Raw genomic sequence first — 24,507 nt, forward strand, 5'->3', positions numbered from 1 at the left:
CCCTACACCCCCCTGACGGTGGCTGTTGGTTGTCGCTGGGCTCTCTGCCGGTGGTGTTCGGCTTGGCTGGGTGGGCATGGCCTCGGGTGATGACGGTTGCGATCTGTCTCTTCACGGGTGACCTGCGGGTTCACGACAATCCGGTGTTGCGTGCGGCGCTGAGGGCGGCGGATCAGGTGGTGCCGCTGTTCGTCGTCGACGACGGGGTGCGGGCGGCCGGCTTCGCGGTGCCCAATCGGGCGGCCTTTCTGGCCGACTGTCTCGCGGATCTGGACGGCGCGCTGCGTGGCCGGGGCGGTCGTCTCGTCGTGCGCCGTGGGGACGTCGTCGACGAGGTCGCCCGGGTCGCCGAGGAGACCGGGGCCGGCGAGGTGCACCTGGCGCGGGACGTCAGCGCGTTCGCGCAGCGGCGTGAGGCGCGGCTGAGACGGATGCTGGAGGGCTCCCGCCGGCGACTGTGCGTGCATGACTCCGTGACCTTCGTGGTCCCGCCGGGCGCGCTCACTCCGGGGTCCCGCGGCCATTTCGCGGTCTTCACCCCCTACTACCGGAAGTGGGGCGACGTCCCCGTACGGGAGCCGCTGGCCGCTCCGGGCACGGTGCCGGTCCCGGCCGTACGGTCCGAGCGCCTGCCGTCGGGCGCGGAGCTCGCCGACGGCGATCCGTCGCCCGTACTGCCGCGAGGCGGCGAGGACGAGGGGCGGCGGCGTGCGGCCGCCTGGCTGGACGGGCCGATCACGCGCTACGCCGACCGCCACGACGATCTCGCCGGGGACGCCACGTCCCGGCTGTCGCCGTACCTTCACTTCGGATGCCTGTCCGCCGTCGAGCTGACGCGCCGGGCCACCGCGGTGGGCGGCCCCGGCGCCGAGGCGTTCGTACGGCAGCTGGCCTGGCGGGATTTCAACCGGCAGCTGCTCGCGGATCGGCCGGAGGTGGCGCGCGAGGACTACCGGCCCCGGAACGACCGCTGGCGGACCGACGAGGCGCTCGTCGCGGCCTGGCGGGAGGGACGTACCGGATATCCCCTCGTCGACGCGGCGATGCGGCAGATGGCGCGGGAAGGCTGGATGCACAATCGCGGGCGGCTGGTCACCGCGAGCTTCCTGACCAAGATCCTCTATGTCGACTGGCGGGTGGGGGCGCGGCACTTCCTCGACCTCCTGGTCGACGGGGACATCGCGAACAACCAGCTGAACTGGCAGTGGGTGGCCGGAACGGGCGCCAGCACCCGGCCCAACCAGGTGATCGACCCGCTCGTGCAGGCCCGGCGGTTCGACGGGCGCGGTGACTACGTGCGCCGGTGGGTACCGGAGCTCGCCGAGGTCGAGGGGGCCGCCGTGCACCGCCCGTGGCTGCTGCCCGCGGAGGTCCGCCGGCGCCTGGACTACCCGGATCCCGTGATCGGTCTCGACGAGGGCCGCGAGCGGTTCCACCGGGCCCGGGCCGGGAGATCAGAGCCTCAGACCCTGTTCGAGCTCTAATGTGGGCGCGTGCGAGATTCGATCACCGGCGTCCGGTATTTCCTGCGGGGCATGGCATGGGTCGCGCGGCGGCCGCGGCAGTGGCTGTTCGGCCTGATTCCGGCTTTGATCGTCCTCGCGGTCTACGTCGTCGCCCTCGTGTTCCTGGCCAATTACGACTGGGACCTGGCGAAGGCGATGAGCCCGTTCGCCGATCACTGGTCGAAGGGCGCCCGGGACGCCACACGCGGGCTGATCGCCGTCCTCCTGTTCGGGGCCGCGGTCATGATCGCGATCGTCACGTTCACCGCGGTGACCCTGATCGTGGGCGATCCCTTCTACGAGAGCCTGTCCGGGAGGGTGGAGGAGAGCGAGGGCGGGCTGCCGCCGGAGGTCCGGGTGCCGCTCCTGCGGCAACTCACGCGCGCGATCGCCGACGGGCTCGTCGTCGGGGCGGTGACCACGCTGTTCGCCGTGCTGTTCTTCGTCCTGGGCCTTCTTCCGGCCGTCGGCCAGACGGTCGTCCCGGTCATCGCGGCGTTCGTGTCGGGCTACTTCCTGACGTTCGAGCTGACGTCGATCGCGCTGGAGCGGCGCGGCGTACGGCGGCGCGAGCGTTTCGCCCTCCTGCGCCGCCATCGGGGGCTGTCTCTGGGTTTTGGAGTTTCCGTATTCGTGACCTTCCTCATTCCGCTCGGTTCCGTGTTGGCGATGCCCGGTGCGGTCGCCGGCGGTACGCTGCTGGCGCGCGAAAGGCTTGTCGGGCCGGGGATTCCGCCAGATCAGGGCGCTATTGCCGGCACTCCGGCCTGAGACGGACGTCACGCCGTCGCCATGCCGCGGCTAACAAGCTGTGGCCTGAGCGTAATTAGCGTCCGAAGCGAGAAATGTTGATCTTCACGTAACCTGTGCGGCATGTCTGATCAGGGGAGCGCCGGGCAGTGGCGTCCGGCGAACAGCCACAGCGGCCCGTACTCCGAACCGGATGAGCCGACAGGCCCGCTTCCCGAAGTCAGCGGACAGGACTCCGCGGCGTCGGGTGGCCCGCCTGCGAACGGCCGGTCCGGTTCCTGGTCCAGTGACGACGACGCGCCGACGGGCGGGTTCCCCGCGGTCTCGGCGCAGGAGCAGGCTCCGAACGCGACCCGCCGGGAGCGCGCCCCGTTCGAGCCCGCCGATCCGGGGGCCGGTTCCGCCGACGTTCCCGCCGGGCCCGGTGCGCCCGCCGGTTACGACGGCTTCGGCGCGCCCGCCGAGTACGGCAACGGCGCGCCCGGTGAATACGGGGCCGGCCCGTCCGGTGGGTACGGCAACGGTGCGGCCGGTGAGTACGGCGCCGGGTCCTCCGCGGGGCCGCGCGGTTCGTCCGCCGAGACCAGCGGTTCGTTCCCGGCCCCGGGGTCGTTCGGCGCCGAGCCGCAGGACGATCCGGAGATCTCGTTCCAGCGGACCACGGCGTTCCCGTCCGTGCCGGTGCCGGAGGAGGAGACCCCCTCGTTCGGCCGCGGGACGGCGGAGACGTTCTCCGGCGCGGCCGAGCCCGAGTTCCCCGGCACGACGCCGCCCTTCGAGTCCGAGGCCCCCAACGTCGCTCCGTACGACGCGCGGGACGCGGCCTACGGGTACGAGGTGGCGGACCCGTCGTTCGGCTACGGGGCCGCGCATCCGGCTCGGGAGGCCGACACCGGATCCGATGCGCCGGCCGTGAGCCCGGGGCCGGCGTCCGAGCCCTACTCCTTCGAGTCCCTGCTCGGTCCGGCGGACGGCGTCGCCGGTCCGGAGGCGCCGGGTGGTCCCCAGGCGTACGGTGACGCGGCCCCGCCCCGCCCCTACGGCGACGCGGCCCAGGCGCAGCCTTATGGTGACGCGGCCCCGTCCGGGCCTTACGGTGACGCGGCCCAGCCGCAGCCGTACGGCGATCCGGCCCCGACCGGGCCTTACGGCGGGGCGGTGCCGCCGCAGCCGTACGGCGGTCCGGGGGCGTTCGGCGGTGCGCCGGGAGGCATGCCTCCCGCGGGCGGGCCGGTGCCGGCCGAGGACCAGGCCGCCGAGAACGACTTCTTCTCCCACGACGACGACCCGGCGCTGTGGAACAAGCCGCTCGGCCCGACCGGCCCGGTGCAGCCCGGCAAGCCGAGCAGCGGCAACCTGCGGCTGCCGGAGTGGATGCGCGAGCAGGAGGGCGGCGACGGCCACGGGGGACTGACGGCTCCGCCGAACGACGGCTTCGAGGACGAGGGCCGGTCGAAGCGGCCGCTGCTGGCCGGGCTGGGCGTGCTCGTCGTCGGCCTGCTCGCGGCGGGCGGCGCCTACTTCCTGAGTTCGCACGGCGGTTCGGACAAGCACGCCGAGGCCGGGTCGGGCCACACGAAGACCTCCCCGACGAAGGGGACGTCGAAGACGAAGACGGGTCAGCCGGCGGAGTCTCAGCAAGAGAAGCCCCTCCCGCAGTTCAAGGGCGCCCACACGAAGCCGGTGGGGCGCATCGCCGACGCGCACGCCGGCCTGTCGTACCCGAAGCTCGGCAAGCCGTGGCAGATGCAGACCCAGAAGGGCGCCATGGCCGAGCTCGGGTTCAGCGCCGGGCAGTACGCGGTGTCCGAGCCCAAGCGCTGGGGCCGGCTGCTGAGCGCGCAGCTGGGCGGCGCGAACAAGGACGCCTACACCGGGCCGGGCAGCGAGCGCGCCGCCGCGACGCAGGTCGCCGACTACTACGAGAAGCGGATGTACGGCTACACCCACAAGAAGAGGGTGCTGGCCTCGCAGTCGCTGACCGTCGGCGGCCACAAGGGATGGCTGGTCGGCTACTACCTGACCTACCACCAGTCGAAGGTGAAGACGACCGGGGAGATCTTCACGGTCGCGGTGGTCGACACGGGCAAGAAGGCCCCCGGCGTGGTGCTGATGTCGGTGCCGAACACCGCCAAGAAGCTCTGGCCCGACGTCGACTACGTCATGCACTCGATCAAGGTGTCCTGATCCGGTCCTCGGTCCCCGAGAGCCGTGTCACATACCGAATCCCATTCCAATTGGCGTCCGCGGCCATCTAAGGTAGGCCGCAACGGGACGTTGCGGGATGAGGTGGGGACATGGCGATCGGGCTGACCGAGGAGCACGAGGCGCTCGCCGACGCGGTGCGCGGCTGGGCGGAGCGGTACGCGTCCGTCGGCGTCGTACGCGCGACGCTCGACGCCGAGGAGGAGGGCCGTCCGTCCTTCTGGGCCGGCCTCGCCGAGCAGGGCCTGCTCGGCCTGCACGTGCCCGAGGAGCACGGCGGGCAGGGCGCCGGGCTGCTGGAGCTCGCGGTCGCCCTGGAGGCCCTCGGCCGCGCCGTCGTCCCCGGCCCGTTCCTGCCGACCGTGCTGGCCAGCGCCGCGCTGCTGCGCGCCGGGCAGGCGGGCAAGGCGCACTCCGAGCTGCTGCCGGGCCTCGCCGACGGCTCCCTGATCGGCGCCCTGTCCCTCACGGGCGGCCTCACCGGCCGCCGTACGGACGACGGCCTGACGATCAGCGGCACCGTCGAGCCGGTCCTGGGCGCGGGGCTCGCCGACGTCATCGTGCTGCCGGTGGCGGTCGACGACGGCGAGGAGTGGGTGGCCGTCGACGCCGCCGGCCTCACCGTCACGCCCGTCAAGAGCCTGGACCGGACCCGCCGCGTCGCCCGGGTGTCCGCGAAGGACGTCGCCGTTCCGGCCGACCGCGTCCTGACCGGCCTCACCGGCCCGGAGGTCCGCGACCTGGCCGCGCTGCTGCTCGGTGCCGAGGCCGCCGGTCTCGCCGACTGGTGCGTGACCACCGCCGCGGAGTACGCAAAGGTCCGCGAGCAGTTCGGCCGCCCGATCGGGCAGTTCCAGGGCGTCAAGCACAAGTGCGCCCGGATGCTGATCGAGCTGGAGAAGGCCCGCGCCGCCGTCTGGGACGCCGCCCGCGCCGCCGACGACCCCGCCGAGGAGGCCGGCTTCGCGGCGGGCGTCGCCGCCGTGATCGCGCCGGACGCGGCGCTGCGCTGCGCCCGCGACTGCATCCAGGTGCTCGGCGGCATCGGCTTCACCTGGGAGCACGAGGCCCACCTGTACCTCCGCCGCGCCTCGACGCTGCGCGTCCTGCTCGGCCCCGGGAAGGAGTGGGCCGGTCAGGTGGCGCGGCAGGCGCTCGACGGCGTGCGCCGCGCCGTCGAGGTCGAGCTGGACGAGGACACCGAGCCGCTGCGCAACCGCATCCGCGCGGAGGTCGAGGAGCTTGCCGCGATCACCGACGACGGGGCACGCAACGCGAAGATGGGCGACGAGGGCTGGGTGTTCCCGCACCTGCCCGAGCCGTGGGGCAAGGCCGCCTCCCCGGTGGAGCAGGTGCTGATCCTCCAGGAGCTGCGCGCCGCCAAGGTGAAGGGACCGCAGCTCGGCATCGGCGCGTGGGTGGTGCCCTCGCTGGTCACGTACGGCACGCCGGAGCAGCAGGAGCGGTGGCTCGCACCGACGCTGCGCGGCGAGATCGTGTGGTGCCAGCTGTTCAGCGAGCCCGGCGCGGGCTCCGACCTGGCCTCGCTGCAGATGCGGGCCGAGCGGGTCGAGGGCGGCTGGCGGCTCACCGGCCAGAAGATCTGGACGTCCCTGGCCCAGCACGCCAAGTGGGCGATCTGCGTCGCCCGCACCTCCGTCGAGCCGCGCAAGCACGACGGCATCACGTACTTCCTCGTCGACATGAAGGCCGAGGGCGTCGACGTGCGGCCGCTGCGCGAGCTGACCGGCGACGCGATGTTCAATGAGGTGTTCCTCGACGGCGTGTTCGTGCCCGACGACCAGGTCGTCGGCGAGGTCGGCCAGGGCTGGAAGGTCGCCCGCAACACCCTCAGCAACGAGCGCGTGCAGCTGTCCAGTGGGCAGGGCCTCGGTGCCGGCACGCGGGAGCTCCTGAACTCCTTCCAGGGCAAGGACCTCATCACCCCGCCCACCCTGATCGAGCTCGGCCGGCTGCTCTGCGAGGGCCAGGCCATCGACCTGCTCGGCCTGCGCCTCACCCTCAAGCAGATCTCCGGGCACGAGCCGGGCGCGGAGGCCAGCGTCCGCAAGCTGCTCGGCGTGCAGTTCAACCAGGAGGTCGCGGACTTCATCTGGGAGTCGCAGGGCGCCGTGGCGGTCGAGGAGGAGCCCGGCCAGGCGACCGGCATCTGGGCCCGGTACATGCTGTTCAGCCGCTCGATGACCATCTACGGCGGCACGACCGAGGTGCAGCTCAACGTCATCGCCGAACGCATGCTCGGCCTGCCGCGCGACCCGGAGCCGGGCAAGTAGCGGTACGGGGAGCGTCCGGTGGGGATCGGGCTGACCGAGGAGCACGAGGAGCTGGCCGCGAGCGTGCGCCGTTTCGCCGAGCGGCACGCGCCCCGGACGGTGGTCCGGGACGCCGTCGCGGACGAGCAGGGGGTGGTGGGGCGAAGCCACGGGGGTGGAGAGCAGGGGGTGGTGGGGCGAAGCCACGAAGGTGGAGAGCAGGCTCGGCCCGCGTACTGGGCGGAGCTCGCCGGGCAGGGGCTGCTCGGGCTGCACCTGCCGGAGGAGCACGGCGGGCAGGGCTTCTCGGTCCTGGAGCTCGCGGTGGCCGTCGAGGAGATGGGCCGGGCGCTGGTCCCGGGGCCGTACGTCCCGACCGTGCTGGCAAGCGCGGTCATCGCCGCCGCCGACGTACCCCCGGCCCATCGGGAGCTGCTGCCCGGCCTCGCCGAAGGCACCCTGACGGGTGCGGTGTGCCTCGCCGCCGGGCTGACCGGGCGGCGGACGGACGACGGCCTGGTCGTGGGCGGCGGCGCGGGGCCGGTCCTCGGCGGCCCGGCGGCCGGCGTCCTCGTGGCGCCGGTGACCCTCGACGACGGCGGTGAGACGTGGGTCGTGCTGCGCCGCCGGGAGTTCGAAACGGAGGCGCCGGACGCCCTGGACGCGGTACGCGGGGCGGCACGCGTCGCGTCACAGGACGCGGTCGTGCCGGCCGGCCGCGTGCTGACCGGGCTCACCGCACGGGACGTACGGGCCCTCGCGGCGGTCATCCTCGGGGCCGAGGCGTGCGGGGTGGCCGCGTGGGCGGTCGAGACGGCGGCGTCGTACGCCCGGACCCGCGAGCAGTTCGGGCGGCCGATCGGGCAGTTCCAGGGCGTCAAGCACCGGTGCGCCCGGATGCTGATCGAGCTGGAGAAGGCCCGCGCCGCCGTCTGGGACGCCGCCCAGGCCGTCACCGCCGGGGACCAGGTCCCGTACGCCACCGGCGTCGCGGCCGTCGTCGCCCCCGACGCGGCCGTGTTCTGTGCGCAGGACTGCATCCAGGTGCACGGCGGCATCGGGTACACCTTCGAGCACGACGCCCACCTGTACTACCGGCGCGCGTTGACGCTGCGGGCGGTGCTGGGCCGCGCGGCGGACCACCGGGCGTCCGTCGCCGACCTGGCCATGGCCGGGGAGACGCGGGAGCGCGACCTGGACCTGCCGCCCGAGGCCGAGCCGCTGCGGCGGGAGATCCGGGCGCGCGTCGCCGAGCTGGCCGCGCTCGACGGGCCCGAGCGGATCGGGGAGCTCGCCGCCGGCGGCTGGGTGCAGCCGCACCTGCCCCGGCCGTGGGGCCGGGACGCCTCCCCCCTGGAGCAGGTCGTCATCCACCGGGAGCTGCGGGCCGCCGCGATCGAGGGCCCCTGGCTCGGCATCGGCGCGTGGGTCGCGCCGTCGCTGGCCGCGTACGGCACGCCGGAGCAGCAGGAGCGCTTCCTGCCCGCGACGCTGCGCGGCGAGATCGTCTGGTGCCAGCTGTTCAGCGAGCCGGGCGCGGGCTCGGACCTGGCCGGCCTGCGTACCCGCGCCGAACGTTGCGACGGCGGCTGGCGCATCTCCGGGCAGAAGATCTGGACCTCGCTGGCCCAGCACGCCCAGTGGGGGATCTGCCTCGCCCGCACCGACCCGGACGCGCCCAAGCGCGAGGGCATCACCTACTTCCTGGTCGACATGGCCGCGCCCGGCGTGCAGGTGCGGCCGCTGAGGGACCTCACCGGCGCGGAGGTCTTCAACGAGGTGTTCCTCGACGAGGTCTTCGTGCCCGACTCCCTCGTGGTCGGCCCGGTGAACGCGGGCTGGCGGGTCGCGCGGGTCACGCTCACCGCCGAACGCGTCAACCTGTCCACCGGCTGGCAGCTCGGCGCGGACGTGCCCCGGCTCCTGGACCTGGTCCGCGACCTCGGCCTCGCCGGCGACCCGGTCGTCCGCGACGGGGTGGGCGGGCTGGTCGCCGACGCGCACGTGTTCGCGCTGCTCGGCCTGCGCGCCACGCTCAAGCGGCTGTCCGGCGTGGACGCCGGCGCCACCGCGAACGTCAGCAAGCTCGTCGGCATGGAGCACGGCCAGCGGGTCACCGAGTACGGCTTCGGGCTGCTGGACGCCGAGGGCGCGCTGATCGGCCCGCCCGGCGCGGGCCCGCGCGCGGAGTGGACCAGGCTGCTGCTGGCCTCCCGCGCGATGACCATCGGCGGGGGCACCACCGAGGTCAACCTCAACGTGATCGCCGAACGCCTCCTCGGGCTGCCCCGGGACCCCGAACCAGGGCGTTAGCGCGTGACCCGCGGCTCGGTCGTCGCCGCCGGGACGGGGCTGGTCCTGGGGCTGCTCGCGCTCGGGCCCGCGCTGGCCCCGGGGTTCACCCTCGCGTACGACATGGTCTTCGTGCCGCATCCGGTGTTCGACCGGGAGACGTTCGGGCTGGCCGGGATGCTGCCGCGGCACGTGCCGAGCGACGCGGTGGTGACGGCGCTGGCCCAGGTCGTGCCCGCGGATCTCGTGCAGAAGACGATCCTGCTGGCGATCCTCGTGATCGCCTGCGCGTCCGCCGCCGCGCTCGTCCCCTCCGAACGGCTCACGGCCCGGCTGGCCGGGGGCGTCGTCTACGCCTGGAACCCCTTCGTCGCCGAACGGCTGCTGCTCGGCCAGTGGGCGCTGCTCCTCGGGTACGCCGCGCTGCCCTGGGTGGTCCGGGCCGCCGCGCGCGGGGAGCCCCGGCGGCTGCTCCTGGCGCTGGTGCCGGCGGCGATCGGCGGGTTCGCCGCGATGGCCGTGTCCGGGCTGGTCGTCCTCGTCATCGGCCTGCACCGCCCGCGTCCCGGGAGGTCGGTCGGGGTCGGTCGGTCGGGGGCCGGGAGGTCGGTCGGGGTCGGTCGGTCGGGGGCCGGGAGGTCGGTCGGGGTCGGTTGGTCGGGGCGGAAGGGCCTGCCGTGGTCGATCGCGGCGCTCCTCGTGATGAGCCTGCCGTGGCTCGTGCCGTCCGTCGCCCGGTTCTCCGGGGTCCCGGTGGACCCGGCCGGGGTGGCGGCGTTCGCCGCCCGCGCGGACACGCCGTTCGGCGCGGTCGGCAGCCTGCTGCTGCTCGGCGGCGGCTGGAACGCCGAGACCGTGCCGCCCGGGTACGGCGCCGCCGTCACCGCCGTGCCCTGGCTGTGCGTCGTCCTGCTCGCTCTGGTCGCGTACGCGCGCGGCGGCCGGGCGGCCGGGACGCGGGGCCTGGGCGTCGCCGCGCTCGCCGGCCTGGCCCTCGCCTCTCTCGGCGTGGTCGTCCCCGGCCCGCTGCGGTGGGCGATCGGGCTGTGGCCGGGGTTCGCGGTGCTGCGGGACGGCCAGCAGTACGTCGGGCCGCTCGCCGTCGTCGTCGCGGTCGGGGTCGGCCTGGTCGTCGACCGCGTCGCGGGAAGGCGCCCGGAGCTCGCGGCCCTGGCCCTCCTGGTCCCGGTGGCGCTGCTGCCCGGCCTGGCGTGGGGCGCGGGCGGCCGGCTCGCGGCGGTGCGTTATCCGGCCGACTGGTCGCGGGCGCGCGCCGTCGTGGCGGCCGCGCCCGGTGACGTGCTGGTCCTGCCGTGGGAGGCGTACCGGACCTACGCCTGGAACGGCGGGCGCCGGGTGCTCGATCCGCTGCCCCGCCTCCTGCCCGGCCGGGTGATCCTGAACGACGCCGTACGGGTCGGGACGGGCGGGCGGCGGGACCTCCGGATGGCGGTGGAGGACCCGAGGGCACGGGCGCTCGACCCCCTCGTCCGCTCCGGCGCGCCGCTCACCGGCGCGCTGCGCGCCCGCGGCGTCCGGTACGTCGCCGTTGACGCGCCGGAGGAGTTCGCGGCCTGGGCGGGTCGCCTGCCCGGCGCGGAGCCCGTCGTCGCAGGACCGGACCTCGTCCTCTACCGCATCCCCGGTGCCGCGGGGAGCAGAGAGACGCCGATTTCGCAATGGCCTATTGCAATAGCCTGGTTCACTACTTTTGCGGCACTTGTCTGGTCAATCCGGCTACCGGTCGGTAGCCTCTTCGCACTGTCGTCCAAGGAGCCATGATGCGGATCGCCGTCGCCATGCTGGCCGGAATCGTGCTGGCCCTCCTCACCTCGTTCGGCGTCGTGCGCGTCATCACGACCTCCCAGCAGGACCCGGTCGTCAAGCCGCTGTACAACTACGGCACCCGGTGAGCCGTGCACCCGGAGTGCCCGCCCGCCCCCGCGCTGGACGTCGTCATCCCCGCGCGCAACGAGGCGGGGCGGCTCCCGTACGGCCTGGAACGGCTGTCCGCGAAGCTGGCCGGACTGCCGATGTGCGCTTCGATCGTCGTGGTGGACAACGCCAGCACTGATGCCACCGCGCTGATCGCCGCCACCTGGTCCGGGCCGGTGCCCGTGCGCCTCCTCCACTGCCCGGTGCCCGGCAAGGGCGCGGCGGTCCGGTCCGGGCTGCTGGCCACCACCGCCCCGTACGTCGGGTTCTGCGACGCGGACATGGCCACCGACCTGGCCGCCCTCGACCGGGCGCTGGCCCTCCTGCGGGCGGGACGCCAGGTCGTCATCGGCTCGCGGCGGCATCCGGGCTCGACCGTCGAGGTGTACGGGCATCCGCTGCGCCGCGTCGGCGCCCTCGCCTTCAACCGCCTCGTCCGCGACCTCACCGGAGGCGTCGCCGACACCCAGTGCGGGTTCAAGTTCTTCACCGGCCCGCTGGCCCGGGCCGCCGCCGCCGACCTCCGCACGCCCGGCTTCGCCTTCGACGTGGAGCTGCTGCTGCACTGCCGGCGCCGGGGCGCCGATCCCGTGGAGATCCCCGTGATGTGGCGGGACGTCCCGGGCTCGACGTTCTCCGTGCGGCGGCACGCGGCCGGCTGCCTGCGCGACCTGGCCCGCATCCACGCCGACGCCCGGCACCTCACGGCGGCACGACGCCCCCGCGCCGTCGCCGACGAGCTCGGAGCGGGATGAGCGGGCCTGAGCGGGGGCGCGGATGACCGCCGGGCGGGAACTGCGTACGCTCGCGATCGTGAACTGGCGCGACCCCTGGCACCCGGAGGCCGGCGGGGCGGAGCGCTACGCCTGGGAGATGGCGCGGTGGTTCACCGCGCGCGGGACGCGGGTGCGCTTCGTCACCGGGCGGGGCCCCGGCCAGGCCCGGCGCGAGCGGATCGAGGACGTCGAGGTCGTGCGCCTGGGCGGCCGGTTCGGCGTCTATCCGCGCGTGCTGGCCTGGACGCTGTCGCGCCGGCGGGCGTTCGACGCCGTGCTCGACTGCCAGAACGGCATCCCCTTCTTCACCCCGTGGGTGCTGCCGCGCCGTGTACCGGTGCTGTGCGTCGTCCACCACGTGCACGACGAGCAGTTCGGCGTCTACTTCCCGGCGTGGCTGGCGCGGGTCGGCCGGTTCCTCGAAGGGCCGGTGGCCCGGTGGACGTACCGGCGGCACGCCTGCGTCGCGGTGTCCGCGTCGACGGTGACCGCCATGCGGGAACGCCTCGCCTGGACCGGCCCCATCCACGTCGTCCCGAACGGCGTCACGCCGCCGGAGACGATCCCGGAGCCCGGGGACGGCGAGCCGGCGCTGGTGTGCGTGAGCAGGCTCGTCCCGCACAAGCGCGTCGACCGGATCCTCGACGTCGCCGAACGCCTCCGCGTCCGGATCCACGTCATCGGGCGCGGGCCCGAGGAGGCCCGGCTGCGGGCCCGGATCGCCGTGCGCGGCCTCTCCGACCTGGTCGTCCTGCACGGCTACCTGCCGGAGGAGGACAAGAACGCGCTCGTCGCCCGCGCCCGGCTGCACCTCAGCGCCTCCCGCGGTGAGGGCTGGGGCCTCAGCGTGATGGAGGCGGCGGCGCTCGGTGTGCCGACCGTCGCGTACGACGTCGACGGGCTGCGCGACGCCGTGGTCGACGGCGTGACCGGCCGTCTCGTGCGCGACGGCGAGGACCTCGCCGACGTCGTCGAGCGGGAGCTGAAGGAGCTGACCGTGCCGGAGCGGCGCCGCGAGACGGCCGCCGCCTGCCGGGCACGGGCGGCCGAGTTCACGTGGGCGCGCAGCGCCGAGCGCATGGCGGCGCTGCTCGACACCGCCGTCCGGCGCGGGACGGCGCACGGCCTGGAAGATCAGTCGTTCGCATGGCCGCGCTGACCCGCGTCGAACCGTCCCCCGACACCGAGCCGTACCGCCTCGACGAGCGGCTGCGGGACCGCCTGCGGACGGTCCTGTGCTGCGCACTGCTGACACTCCTCGCGACGGCGACCCGGCCGGGCCGGATCGTCGCCGACACCAAGATCGACATGGCGGTGAACCCGCTCGGCTTCCTCGGCCGGGCGCTGCACCTGTGGGACATCGAGCAGTTCGGCCAGCTGCAGAACCAGGTGTCGGGCTACCTGTTCCCGATGGGCCCGTTCTACGCGCTCGGGCACCTGGCCGGCATGCCGCCGTGGATCGTCCAGCGGCTGTGGCTGGCGACGCTGCTGTGCGCCGCGTTCCTCGGCGCCCGCCGACTCGCCGGCCGTCTCGGGATCGGCACGCCGGTCACGCGGCTGCTCGGCGCCCTCGCGTTCGCGCTGGGCCCGCACGGCCTGGCGTCCCTCGGCACGAACTCCTCGGAGTACCTGCCCCTCGCGATGCTGCCCTGGATGGTGCTGCCGCTGGTCACCGCCGCGCACGGCGGGGGGCGGGTCCGCGCGGCGGCCCGGTCGGGCCTCGCCGTCGCCTGCTGTGGCGGCATCAACGCCACGGCCGTCCTCGCGGTCCTCGTCGTCCCGGTCCTGTACGTGCTGACCCGGAGCCCACGGGGACGCCCCCGCCTGTTCCGCACGCGCCTGCTCGCCTGGTGGGCGGTCGCGGTCGGCTGCGCCACCGCCTGGTGGTCCGTGCCGCTGCTCCTGCTCGGCCGGTACGCCTACTCGTGGCTGCTCTACACCGAGAAGGCCGTCACCACGACCGCGACGACCGGCCCGGCCAACGTCCTGCGGGGAACGGAGCGCTGGCACGACTTCCTCGTCGTGGACGGCCGGCCCTGGTGGCCCCTCGGCCACCTCTTCGCGACCGCGACGCCCCCCGTCCTGTGCACCGGCCTCGTCGCCGCCCTTGGCCTGGCCGGTCTCGTACGGGCGCGGCTTCCCGAACGGACCTTCCTCGTCCTCACCCTGCTGACCGGCCTCGTCGTCATGATCGCCGGGCACGCGGGCCCGCTCGCGCCCGCCGTACGGGACCTGATCGACGGGCCGCTCGCCCCGCTGCGCAACCTGTACAAGTTCGACGGCCTGGTGCGGCTGCCGCTGGCCCTCGGCCTGGCGCACCTGCTGTCGGCGCCGTTCCCGAGGCGGAGGTGGACCGCGGCCGGAGCGGCGGCCGCCCTGGCCGGGGTGATGCTGTCCGCGCTGAGCACCGGCCTGTCCGCCGACGGCGACTTCGCGAAGGTCCCGCAGTACTGGCGCGAGGCCGCCGCCTGGCTGAACGGGCGCGCCGGAGACCAGGGCGTCCTTGCCGTCCCCGGCGCGCGCTTCGGCGAGTACCTGTGGGGCCGGCCGATGGACGACATCGCCCAGCCGCTGCTCAACGTCCGCTGGGGCGAACGGCAGCTCGTCCCGGCCGGCTCGGCCGGCTTCACCCGGCTGCTCGACGCCATCGACCAGCGGATCACCACGGGCCGCGGCTCGGCGGGCCTGACCGAGGTCCTGGGCCGGATGGGCGTGCGGTACCTCCTCGTCCGCAACGACCTGCGCCGCGACGACCTGCGCGGCGCCTGGCCCGCCCGGGTGCACCAGGCCCTGGACTCCTCGCCCGGCATCCGGCGGGTCGCCTGGTTCGGCGGCGTACCGGCCGGATCGACGCTGCCCGACGACGCCGTGAGCTCTCCGGACCAGCCGTACGCGCCCGTCGAGATCTACGAGGTGGTGGGCGCGGACGACACCGTCGGCCTGCTCGACGCCGACCGGGCCCTGCGGCTGTACGGCTCGCCGGAGGCCCTGCTCACGATGGCCGACGACGGGCTGCTCGACGGCCGGCCCGTCCTGTTCGGCGGCGACGAGCCCCAGGCGGCCGGCCGCCCCGTCGTCGCCGACACCCTGCGCAAGGTCGAACGCGACTTCGGCGAACTGCGCGGCCACACCTCGCCCACGCTCACCGCGGGGGAAAGGCGCGGCGTGCCCGCGACCCGCCGGGACATCCTCGAACCCGGCTGGGACCGCTACTCCACCGTCGCCGCCTACACCGGCGTCAAGGACGTCACGGCCTCCTCCTCCGCGTCGGACATCACCTCGCCGGCCGAACTCGACCAGCCCGGCGCGCTCCCGTACGCCGCCGTGGACGGCGACCCGCGCACCCGGTGGGAGAGCGGCGGCTGGACCGGCCCCGTCGGCCAGTGGCTGCGCGTCGACTTCGACCATCCTCTGACGCCCCGGAACGTCACGGCGGCGTTCGCGCAGGACGACGGCCTCGGCCCGCCGCCCGCCGAGATCGCCGTCGAGACCGAGACCGGCCGGGTTGTCCAGCGCCTCGCCCGTGCCTCCGCCGCCCAGTCCCTGCGCGTCCCCGCCGGCCGGACCCGCTGGTTGCGGATCCGGATCCGGTCGCTCACCGCACGCCCCGCCGTCCCCGCCGCCGCCCGCGTCGCCGTCTCCGAACTGCACGTCGACGGCGTGCGGGCGGGCCGCGAGTACCGCCTGCCGGCCGTCCCGGCCGGGGCGACGGTCGTCATGTCCCGGACCTCGGACGCGATGCCGGCCTGCATGCAGGGCTCGGTCCGCTGGGTCTGCTCCCCGTACTTCGAACGCCGGGGCGAGGAGCCGTACGCCTTCGACCGCGTGTTCACCGCCGCCCGTACGGGCACCGCGAAGCTGACCGGAACGGCCGCCCTCACCGACCCGGGCCTGATCCAGCGCTACACGAGCACCGACCCCCGGCTGAAGGTCACCGCGAGCTCGACCCTGACCGGGGAGCCCGCGACGCTGCCCCGGTCGGCGTTCGACGCCGACCCCGCGACGACCTGGGTGCCCGCGACGGGCGACCGCGCGCCGTGGCTGTCGCTGTCCTGGGGCCGTACGGTCAAGATCGGGCAGATCACCGTGAAGCGCCCGGCCGGCGCGGCGTTCCTCACCCAGCTCCGCGTGGAGGGCGACGACGGCCAGTGGCGCGAGGCGCCGCTCGACGACCAGGGCCGCGTGTCGTTCAAGCCGATGCGCACGAGCCGGCTGACGCTGCGGTTCTCCGGCCTGCCGCAGATCACCGATGTGACCGTGCCGGGCGTCACGCCGTTCCGCACGCCGCCCGGCGCCCGCGTCCCGCTGCCGTGCGGCTTCGGCCCCCGCCTGCGGCTGAACGGCGTGGACGTGCCGACCAAGGCCACCGGCACGTACGCGGACCTCCTCCAGGGCCGGGCGTTCCGCTTCCAGGCCTGCCGCACGGTCGAAATCGAGGCGGGGGAGGACCGGCTCGGCTCGGCGCCCTCCGACGCCTTCCGCGTCGACTCCGCCGCGCTGGCCCCGCCCGGCGCGGCGGCGACCGGCGACGACGAGCCGTCGCCCGTGACCGTGACGCGATGGACCTCCGAACACCGGGAGGTCGAGGTCTCGGCGCAGCGCGCGTCGTACCTGGTGGTCGACGAGAACGACAACGCCGGCTGGCGGGCGACGATCGGCGGCCGGACCCTGCGGCCCGTGCGCATCGACGGCTGGCGTCAGGCGTGGGCCCTCCCGGCGGGCACCGTCGGCACCGTCCGCCTGTCGTACACCCCCGACCGCACGTACCAGGCCGCCGTCCTGATCGGCCTGAACTCCCTGGTCATCCTGGTGATCGCCGCCCTCTGGCCGTCCCGCCACCGCCCCGCCGACCCGGATCCGCGGCCGGAGGCCACGCGGGGGAGATCCCGTGTCGTCACGGTGCTCACGCCGGTCCTGACGGCAGGCGCGGCGGCGGGCATCGGCTACTGGACCGGCGGCCTCGTCCCGGCGGCCGTGACGGCGGCCGCGGCGGTCGGATTCGCCCTCGCCCCGGCGCGTACGCGGCCGGGTGCCGCGTGGCTCCCGGCGGCGATGTTGCTCGCCGCGACGGTGTCCCTCATCGCCGGCCTGCGCCTGGAGGCGGTACAGAACAGGTCGGCGCAGCTGTTCGCCGAGACCCTGCCGCAGCTCCTCTGCGTGCTCATCGTCGCCCGCCTGATCGCCGCCTTGGTCAGGCGGCCGCGAAGAACGCGCGGACGGTGAAGCCGATCCACTCGGGGTTCGCCCAGGTGCTCCAGCGGGCGCGGGCCTCCCGGTCGAGCCGGGCCACGGCCTCCTCGACGGGTACGCCGCCGCTCCTGAGTTCGGCGACGCGCTCGCGGACGTGGGCGAGGTAGTCGCGCACGTCGCCGATGAGCCCGAGGTCGGTGACCTCGCCGTGCCCGGGCACGACCGTCCGCGGACCGATGGCCGCCAACGCGTCGAGGACCTCGATCCAGCGGCCGCAGTCCACGTCGACGTCGTACGGCGGCATGTAGGGCGCGATGGGGAACATCCGCGTCTCGATCAGGTCACCGCCGAAGAGGACGGCGTCGTCGACGAGCACCGTCTGATCGCCCACCGTGTGCGCCGGGCCCCATTCGCGCAGCACCGCGGTGCGCCCGCCGAGGTCGATCCGCGCCTCGCCCTCGTAGGTGACGTCGGGGTCCACGAACTCGACGTCCGCGAGTTCGGCGGCGACGCGCTCGCTCAGCCCCTTGAACATGTCCAGGTAGGCGGTGCCCTTGCGCCGAAGCTCCTCGTGCTGTGCCCGGTTGTAGATGATCGTGGCCGCGCCCTGGAACGCCTGCGCGCCGAACCCGTGCTCGGGGTGGAAGTGCGTGGTGGTCAGGTACAGCCGCCGGTCGTCCGCCAGCCGCCTGGCCTGGTCGAGCACGTACGCGCCGTTGCGCGGACCGACGCCGGTGTCGACGACGAGAGCCGCGTGCTCGCCGACGACGATCCCCACGTTCGGCACGATCGGGACCCGCCCGTCCGGGATCACGAAGACGCCGTCGGCGACCTGGACGGGCTCGCCCCGCACGATCGGCGCCGGCGCGGAGCCGATGTCGGGAGGCGCCTGGCCTGCGGCCGCTGAGGGGGACTCGGGAACGCCCATCGGGGAACTCCAATCTGAGCAGTGTTCAGTTCGTACTACGAACGTAACACATCAATCTGAACAGCGTTAAGATCGGGGTATGGCCGACCGCCCGTACCACCACGGTGAGCTCCGCACCGCCCTCCTCGACACGGCCGAGGCCCTGATCCGGGAACGCGGCGTCGACGGCTGGTCGCTGCGGGAGGCCAGTGCCCGCGTCGGCGTCAGCCCGAGCGCGGCCTACCACCACTTCGCCTCGCGCGACGCGCTCGTACGGGCCCTGGCACGGCGCGTCCTCGCCCGGCTCGGCGAACGCCTGGCCGACGCGGTCGAGCGTGCGCGCGGCGACGGCGTGGACGGCCTGGTCGCCTACGGTCGCGGGTACGTGCGCTGGGCCCTGGAGGATCCCGCCGTGGCCCGGCACTGGCTGGCGTACAACGCGGGCGGCGGCGACCCGGCGGCCCCCCACCCCCACCGCGTCCTCGCCGCGGAGCTCGACCGGCTGGTGGAGACCGGTCGGCTGCCGGCGGCGGCCAGACCCGGAGCCGACTTCGTCGTCTGGGCGGCCGTGCACGGCCTCGCCGCCCTGCTCGTCGACGGGCTGGTGCGCTTCGCCACCCCCGAGGCCGTGGACGAGCAGGTGGATCGCGTGGTCCGCGCCACGCTGGTCGGCCTGGCCCGGCAGGCACCCCCTCCGCAGGGCTGGCCCGAGCCGCGCTCCAGCTACACCGAGCGGGTCACCGGCGCCGGTGACCCCGGCCAGACCGGGTAGTCGACGTAGCCGCGCGGTCCGCCCGTGTAGTGGGTGCCCGGGCCGTCGGCGGCCGTCTCGTGGCCCAGCGCGAACCGGGCGACCAGGTCGGGGTTGGCCACGAACAGGCGGGCGAAGGACACGGCGTCGGCGAGTCCCGCCTCGACGAGCGCGCCGGCGCTGTCCCGGTCGAAGCCGTGGTTGGCGATCAGAGGACCGTCGAAGAGCTTGCGGTACCGGGCGAAGGCGTCGAAGTCGGGCACGGGACCGCTGGGCACCGGACCGCGCAGGTGAAGGTAGGCGAGCGGACGTTCGCCGAGGCCGGCCACGAGCGCGTCGTAGTCCGCGAGCGTCCGGTCGTCGCCCGTGAAGGGGTACTCGCCGCGCGACCGGTCGGCGGAGGGCTCATCGGCGATGCCCCAGTACGGCGACAGGCGCACCCCGACCCGCCGGCCGTCCCAGGCGGCGGCGACCGCGTCGACGATCTCGAACAGGAGACGGCCGCCGCGGCGACCGTATCCGTCGGTGCGCGTGTTCAGCCGCCGGTTCAGGAACCGCGCGATCAGATGGGTGCCGTTGGCGGCGATCTCCACTCCGTCGAACCCCGCCCGGCGCGCGTTCCCGCTCGCGGCGGCGAACTCCGCGATCACGCGCTCGATCTCCGGAAGCGTCATCTCCCGTACGGGGCGTGCGTCGTCACCCGGATACCAGAGTTGCAGCACGATACGGCCGCCCAGGGCGTGGACGAGGCCGGTGACCCGGCTCCACGCGGCGACCTGCCGCTCGCCGTAGATCCCGGGAACGTGCGGAAGGCCGATCGCCCGCTCACTCACCCAGGTGCCCTCGGCGACGATCAGCCCGGCACCGGCCCGCTGGGCGTAGTACACGGCGTGCAGGTCGGTCGGGACCAGGTCCTCGTTGGTGGCGCGGCACCGTGTCAGGGGCGCCATCACCACGCGGTTCGGCAGCCGCAGATCCCCCAGGGCCACCGGCCGCAGCAACGGCCGGGCCCCGTCGTCGTACTCGCTAGTCTGCTCCTGGAGCATCATCGGTTCCTCTTCCTGTCGGTCCGCTGATCGGTGGCACGAGACAGACGGATCCCGACGCTGGAAGGTGACCGATGGACGAGCACGAGGGCCTGGCCCGGCGCTTCGAGGCGCATCGCGCGCGGTTGCGCGCGGTCGCCTACCGGATGCTGGGCTCGGCGAGCGAGGCGGACGACGCCGTCCAGGAGGCATGGCTGCGGCTCAGCCGCGCCGACGCCCGCGACATCGACAACCTGGAGGCCTGGCTCCGTACGGTCGTGTCCCGGCTCTGCCTCGACATGCTGCGGACCCGCGCCTCGCGCCGGGAGGACGCCCTCGAATGGCAGGTGCCCGCGGCGACCGGGGACGACGGCCCGGAGGACGAGGCCGTGCTCATCGACTCGGTCGGCCGCGCCATGCTCGTGGTGCTGGACGCACTCCCGCCCGCCGAGCGCGTCGCCTTCGTGCTGCACGATCTGTTCGCGGTGCCGTTCGACCAGATCGCCCCCATCGTCGACCGCACCCCGGTCGCCGCCAAGAAGCTCGCCAGCCGGGCACGGCAGCGGGTACGCGGCACCCCGGCCCTCCCCGCCGCCGAGCTGTCCCGTCAGCGGCGGGTCGTCGAGGCGTTCCTCGCCGCCGCGCGCGACGGCGACCTCGCCGCGCTGCTCACCGTCCTGGCCCCGGGCGTCGTACGGCGGGCCGACGCGATCGTGCTGACGCCGGGCCGGCCGACGGTGGCGCGCGGGGCGGACACCGTGGCGCGGGAGACGCTGGTCTTCGGGCGGCGCGCGACGTTCGCCGAACCGATGCTCGTCGACGGAGGAGTCGGCCTCGTGGTCGCCCCGCACGGCCGGCTGCTGCTCGCGATCGCGATCACGGTGGCGGGCGAGCGGGTCACCGAGTACGACATCGTCGCCGACCCCGAGCGCCTCCGGCGGCTGAACCTCAGGGTCCTGCCGTCCCGGCCGGAGCCGTAGAGGGGTGCTCGACCATCGTGGCCGGCGTGTCCCAGTCGATCGTGTGGCGTTGTTCCCAGGAGAGGGACTTCTCCACGTTCATGACCTTGAACGCGAGCGGCATCAGCACCGGAATGATCCTGCGCGCCACCGGGCCCGGAGCCTTCGTGTGGTTGACCTTGGCGCCGCGCGCCGCGATCTTCTCCACCCGGGTGCGGCGCAGGCGCTCGTACGCGGCGAACGCGGATGACGGGTCGGGCAGATCCCGCAGGCAGCGCGCCAGCTCGATCGCGCTCTCGATGGCCAGTGAGGCGCCCTGCCCGGTGCTGTTGGACGGCGCGTGCACGGCGTCGCCGACCAGCACCATGCGCCCGCGGTACCAGTGCGGCACCGGCGGCATGATGTGGAGACCTCCGACGATCTGCAGGCTCTCCGGAGTCGTGCGTCCGGCCAGCTCACCGCCGGGGACGTCGTCCGCGTACGTCTCCCGCAGCCTGCGCAGCCACTCCTCGGCGGGGATCTCCCGCGCCTGGGTGAGCGTCAGGTACGTGCGCGAGGGCAGGTTGGCGCCCCACGCGGTCCCGCCGCCGGGCTGCGGCCAGTACAGGTAGTAGGCGCGCTTGCCGTAGGCGAACGTCGTCGTGCCGGGCGCGACGTCGAGATCGACGTCGGCGAGGCCGCCCAGGCCGAGCAGGCCGGTGTAATCGGGGCCGGGCGCGTCCGGATCGATCAGGGAACGGACGGTGGAGCGGATGCCGTCGGCGCCGATCAGCACGTCGGCGCGGGCGCTGGTGCCGTCGGCGAACCGCGCGGTGACGCCGTCCGGGCCGTCCTCGGCGGCCACCAGGCGCTTGCCGTACGCGAATCGTACGCCGGCCGCGACCGCCCGTTCCCGCAGGACCCGGTGCAGGTCGCCGCGTGCGACCATGTGCAGCGGCGTCACGTCCGGCAGGCCGGGCAGCACCTGAGGTCTTCCGCCGAACGACATGACCATCCGCCGCATGGGGTCGGCGATGGCGCGGACGGCCTCGTCGGCCCCGATGACGCCGAGCGCCGCGAGGCCGTTGGGCGCGAGGCCGAGGGCGCCGCCGATGCCGTCCGACTCGGCGGGGTACGCCTCGTGAACGGTCGCCTCGATGCCCGCCTTGTGCAGTGCGGTGGCCGCGACGGGACCGGCGATCCCGCCGCCGATGACCAGCGCGGTACGTACCTTGGACATGGGTTCTCTCCCGTGAGGATGCGTCGGCGCAGCCCGCCGACGTGCTGATTCGTGGGTGGGCGCGAACCGTCCCCGCGTGAAGAACCCGGATATCCTTCGGTTGCCGCCTTGTGGCCGAGTTCGCGTGCGCGGGCATCGGTTCGAGGTAGGTCCCGGTGGCGGTGTTGGCGCACCGCCGCCGGGACCGGTCTTGAAAACCGGCTTCAGTCCGAGGGCGTCCCCCTCTCGGCGATCTCCGCCATCTCCTCCGGCATCGCGCCGGTCTCATGCCAGGCCCGCCATCCGGCGAGGCCCGGGAACGTACCGGACGTCAATTCGTCGAGCAGCGCGCGGACCCAGGCGGCCTCCGCCTCGAGCATCGCCACGCCGTACTCGTTCTCCACGAGGAACAGCCGGGGAACCCCGCTGTCGGCGACCTCCGCGAGTGCCGCCCGCTGCGTCCTGATCGACTCGTCCAGGTGCCCGAGTCGCTCCTGGAACAGGGCGATCGCCTCCTGCGGGGACAGCGTGGCGAGCACCGAGAGCCCCGCCGCGAAACTCGGGTGTTCGCGCCGAGGGGCCGAGATCAGCTCGCGTGTCCAGTCGACCAGTTCACGTCTGCCCGCCTCGGTGATCGCGTAGATCGTGCGCTCCGGGCGAGCACCGGCGCGGTCGGTGCCGATCGCCTCGAGGAAGCCGTGCTTCTCCATGTTCTGCACGACGGTGTAGAGCGACCCCCACTTGATGTCCATGTCCTGGTCCTTGCCGCGGGCACGCATCACGGAGGCCATCTCGTACCGGTGCATGGGCCGGGTGTACACCGTGGCCAGCACGGCGAGGGCCAACAGGTTGCCGACCTTCCGCTTCTTGACCACGACGCCTCCCGATCCGGTTACTCGTCTACGAATATACGTACACGAGTAATCGATCGCAAGGGTACGGCCGCCGCGGCCTCGTGCTGGATCGCTCCGGCGGCGTCAACGACGGCATCTCCGGTTCGCCATGCCGGACGCCGGTGCGGTTGAGGGGCCCGACACGTGAGTAGTGCGTGCTGATGGGACTGGGGCCGAGGGCGCGGGTGGGGGCATTGTTTTCTGTGGCTGTCCCCTGAGGCGGGACCTTTCCCGCCTCAGGGAACACGCCAGAGAACGAAGGTGCTGGGGCGAGGGTGCTTTCGATCGGTTACTCGGCGACGGCCAGGGATTCCAGGGCCATCGCGGTCTCCAGCGAGATCAAGCGCGAGTTCTGCAGCGCCGCGACCTCCCAGCGGTCGTTCTGCCACACCACGGCGAGCAGTTGCATGAACCTCCGGCTCGGAGGCGGCTCCTCCTCGCCCGGCATCGCCATGACCATGCGGTGGTGAACCACGCCCCAACCCGGCCCGACGATCCGGGCGAACACCACGTCGCCCTGAACGAGTCGGGAACCCTTCATCACCGTGTCGAAGATCGGCTGATGGAATGCGATCATCTGCTCGCGTCCCTTGTGAACGGTTCCCTCGAAGTCCGCGAGTTCGGCGTCGTCCGCGAAATCAGCGAAGAAGGCACCGGCGTCACCGCGGTTCCAGGCCTCGTTCATCCGGGCCGGGATGGCACTCATCTCCTCAACCGACTGTTCCATGCGTTCACCTTTCTGTGCTTTTTCAGCCGCCATCCTCTCCAGGCCGGGCGGGGAGCGCCTTGACCATCCGTGCACGGTTGCTGGACGTGAGTGCCGCCGCGTTGTACCCGAAGGTGGCCTTGAACAGCCGACTGAAGTGCGCCGGATCGGCGAACCCCCAGCGGGCGGCGACGGCCGCGACGGTGCGATCCGTCCCGGCCAGCTCCGCGCGGCACCGCTCCAGACGGCGCCGGCGGATCAGGGCGGCCACCGTCAGCGGCTGGTCCTCGAAGAGCTTGTGCAGGCGGCGCACGGACATGTGGTGCGCCGCGGCGACCTTCGCCGGGGTGAGATCCCGGTCGGACAGCCTCGCCTCGATGAAGCCGACGATCCGGGAGCGCAGCGCCTCGTCGGGGGCCGGACTCGCATCATCCAGCTGAGCCGACAGCGCCACCGAGATCAGCTCGATCACCGCGGCCGCCGACCTGTCCGCCTCGTCCGAGCGGAACCCGGCCAGCGACCGCGCCATGCCGCGCGCGAGCGAGGACACCAGGGCACCCGGGCCGCGGTCGCCGCGAATGCGCACCCCGGCCAGCCGGGCGGCGGCGTCCGGTGCGAGCCGCAGCAGACGCCGCGGCACCAACATGGTCACACTCGTGGTCGCGGTGGTGGCGAAGCGGACCGGCCGCACAGGGTCGATCAGGACGAGATCGCCCGGCTCGAGCACGGCCGTGTTGCCGCCCTGCTCGGCACGCACCCGCCCCCGCGTCACCAGCTCGATCTGCCACAGCTCGCTGTCGGCGTCGCGGGCGGACCGCGCGTCTCGGAAGCACTCGCCCTCCGGGCTGACCAGCTCGGCCAGCCGCAAGGGCCCCAGACCGCGAGTCACGATGCCGCCGCGGAAGTCACCGCCGGGGTGCCGGTGGCCGATCAGGGGCGGCAGATCGCTCTCCGCGAGCATCTCCAGAAAGGCATCGGCGTCAGTCACGACACGACGATATAGGCGAGCCCGGGTAGGTGTTCTCCATTAGTGCCATTCTGCGGTGGAGTTCCGCAGATGATCCGGCGGTCAGCCAGATGCCTGGTCTGCCCAGCATGTAGCCGTGCGCGACATAGCGGTGGGTATACGCGCCGAAAAGGAT

18 protein-coding genes are annotated in these 24,507 nt (G+C 73.9%); 12 read left to right on the forward strand and 6 right to left on the reverse strand.

Going from position 1 to position 24,507, the window contains the following annotated elements:
* The first annotated feature begins 89 nt into the window (after nucleotides 1-89).
* The 10 genes from NE234_RS30280 to NE234_RS30320 all read left to right on the forward strand — a co-directional run bounded on the left by NE234_RS30280 (nucleotide 90) and on the right by NE234_RS30320 (nucleotide 16,959).
* Nucleotides 90-1,484, forward strand: coding sequence for a cryptochrome/photolyase family protein (locus tag NE234_RS30280; RefSeq protein WP_252784183.1), 1,395 nt, complete (start codon nucleotides 90-92; stop codon nucleotides 1,482-1,484).
* A 9-nt stretch (nucleotides 1,485-1,493) separates the two neighbouring features.
* Nucleotides 1,494-2,276 (forward strand): EI24 domain-containing protein, encoded by a 783-nt coding sequence (locus tag NE234_RS30285; RefSeq protein WP_252784185.1) that lies wholly within the window; start codon nucleotides 1,494-1,496, stop codon nucleotides 2,274-2,276.
* A 102-nt stretch (nucleotides 2,277-2,378) separates the two neighbouring features.
* Nucleotides 2,379-4,442: a hypothetical protein gene (locus NE234_RS30290; protein WP_252784186.1), complete on the forward strand. Its 2,064-nt coding sequence runs from the start codon at nucleotides 2,379-2,381 to the stop codon at nucleotides 4,440-4,442.
* 110 nt (nucleotides 4,443-4,552) lie between these two features.
* Entirely contained in the window at nucleotides 4,553-6,754 is a 2,202-nt protein-coding gene (locus tag NE234_RS30295; protein ID WP_252784188.1) for an acyl-CoA dehydrogenase, read from the forward strand.
* 18 nt (nucleotides 6,755-6,772) lie between these two features.
* Nucleotides 6,773-9,046 carry an acyl-CoA dehydrogenase gene (locus NE234_RS30300; protein WP_252784189.1) on the forward strand — a complete coding sequence of 758 codons (2,274 nt, stop codon included), beginning with the start codon at nucleotides 6,773-6,775 and terminating at the stop codon, nucleotides 9,044-9,046.
* A 3-nt stretch (nucleotides 9,047-9,049) separates the two neighbouring features.
* Entirely contained in the window at nucleotides 9,050-10,807 is a 1,758-nt protein-coding gene (locus tag NE234_RS30305; RefSeq protein ID WP_252784190.1) for a hypothetical protein, read from the forward strand.
* Nucleotides 10,807-10,938 (forward strand): hypothetical protein, encoded by a 132-nt coding sequence (locus NE234_RS44600; protein WP_256513956.1) that lies wholly within the window; start codon nucleotides 10,807-10,809, stop codon nucleotides 10,936-10,938. Before NE234_RS30305 ends, NE234_RS44600 begins: the two co-directional genes overlap by 1 nt.
* Nucleotides 10,939-10,941: 3 nt before the next feature.
* On the forward strand, nucleotides 10,942-11,715 hold the full coding sequence (locus tag NE234_RS30310) for a glycosyltransferase (protein WP_252784191.1): 774 nt from the start codon (nucleotides 10,942-10,944) through the stop codon (nucleotides 11,713-11,715).
* Nucleotides 11,716-11,773: 58 nt separating this feature from the next.
* Complete coding sequence (locus NE234_RS30315) at nucleotides 11,774-12,895, forward strand: glycosyltransferase family 4 protein (protein ID WP_252784193.1); 1,122 nt, start codon at nucleotides 11,774-11,776, stop codon at nucleotides 12,893-12,895.
* Nucleotides 12,883-16,959, forward strand: coding sequence for an alpha-(1->3)-arabinofuranosyltransferase domain-containing protein (locus tag NE234_RS30320; RefSeq protein WP_252784195.1), 4,077 nt, complete (start codon nucleotides 12,883-12,885; stop codon nucleotides 16,957-16,959). Before NE234_RS30315 ends, NE234_RS30320 begins: the two co-directional genes overlap by 13 nt.
* Here the strand turns inward: NE234_RS30320 and NE234_RS30325 are convergent.
* Nucleotides 16,928-17,854, reverse strand: a complete 927-nt coding sequence (locus NE234_RS30325) for an MBL fold metallo-hydrolase (protein ID WP_252784196.1) — start codon at nucleotides 17,852-17,854, stop codon at nucleotides 16,928-16,930. The genes NE234_RS30320 and NE234_RS30325 overlap by 32 nt on opposite strands.
* 79 nt (nucleotides 17,855-17,933) lie before the next feature.
* Here NE234_RS30325 and NE234_RS30330 point away from each other — a divergent pair, with 79 nt between their 5' ends.
* Nucleotides 17,934-18,605: a TetR/AcrR family transcriptional regulator gene (locus tag NE234_RS30330; protein ID WP_252784198.1), complete on the forward strand. Its 672-nt coding sequence runs from the start codon at nucleotides 17,934-17,936 to the stop codon at nucleotides 18,603-18,605.
* Here NE234_RS30330 and NE234_RS30335 read toward each other — a convergent pair.
* Nucleotides 18,557-19,630 carry an oxidoreductase gene (locus NE234_RS30335; RefSeq protein WP_252784200.1) on the reverse strand — a complete coding sequence of 358 codons (1,074 nt, stop codon included), beginning with the start codon at nucleotides 19,628-19,630 and terminating at the stop codon, nucleotides 18,557-18,559. The genes NE234_RS30330 and NE234_RS30335 overlap by 49 nt on opposite strands.
* Nucleotides 19,631-19,704: 74 nt before the next feature.
* Between NE234_RS30335 and NE234_RS30340 the strand changes: the two genes are divergently transcribed.
* Complete coding sequence (locus NE234_RS30340) at nucleotides 19,705-20,589, forward strand: sigma-70 family RNA polymerase sigma factor (protein WP_252784202.1); 885 nt, start codon at nucleotides 19,705-19,707, stop codon at nucleotides 20,587-20,589.
* Here the strand turns inward: NE234_RS30340 and NE234_RS30345 are convergent.
* The 4 genes from NE234_RS30345 to NE234_RS30360 form a co-directional block, all read right to left on the reverse strand.
* Nucleotides 20,558-21,787: an FAD-dependent oxidoreductase gene (locus tag NE234_RS30345; RefSeq protein WP_252784204.1), complete on the reverse strand. Its 1,230-nt coding sequence runs from the start codon at nucleotides 21,785-21,787 to the stop codon at nucleotides 20,558-20,560. The genes NE234_RS30340 and NE234_RS30345 overlap by 32 nt on opposite strands.
* Before the next feature lie 203 nt (nucleotides 21,788-21,990).
* Nucleotides 21,991-22,641, reverse strand: coding sequence for a PadR family transcriptional regulator (locus NE234_RS30350; protein WP_252784206.1), 651 nt, complete (start codon nucleotides 22,639-22,641; stop codon nucleotides 21,991-21,993).
* A 307-nt stretch (nucleotides 22,642-22,948) separates the two neighbouring features.
* Entirely contained in the window at nucleotides 22,949-23,419 is a 471-nt protein-coding gene (locus NE234_RS30355) for an SgcJ/EcaC family oxidoreductase (RefSeq protein ID WP_252784207.1), read from the reverse strand.
* Entirely contained in the window at nucleotides 23,409-24,353 is a 945-nt protein-coding gene (locus NE234_RS30360) for a helix-turn-helix domain-containing protein (protein WP_252784208.1), read from the reverse strand. The genes NE234_RS30355 and NE234_RS30360 overlap by 11 nt, the downstream gene beginning before the upstream one ends.
* Between the last annotated feature and the right edge of the window lie 154 nt (nucleotides 24,354-24,507).

It is taken from the genome of Actinoallomurus rhizosphaericola, from assembly GCF_024055675.1.
Lineage (GTDB): Bacteria > Actinomycetota > Actinomycetes > Streptosporangiales > Streptosporangiaceae > Actinoallomurus > Actinoallomurus soli.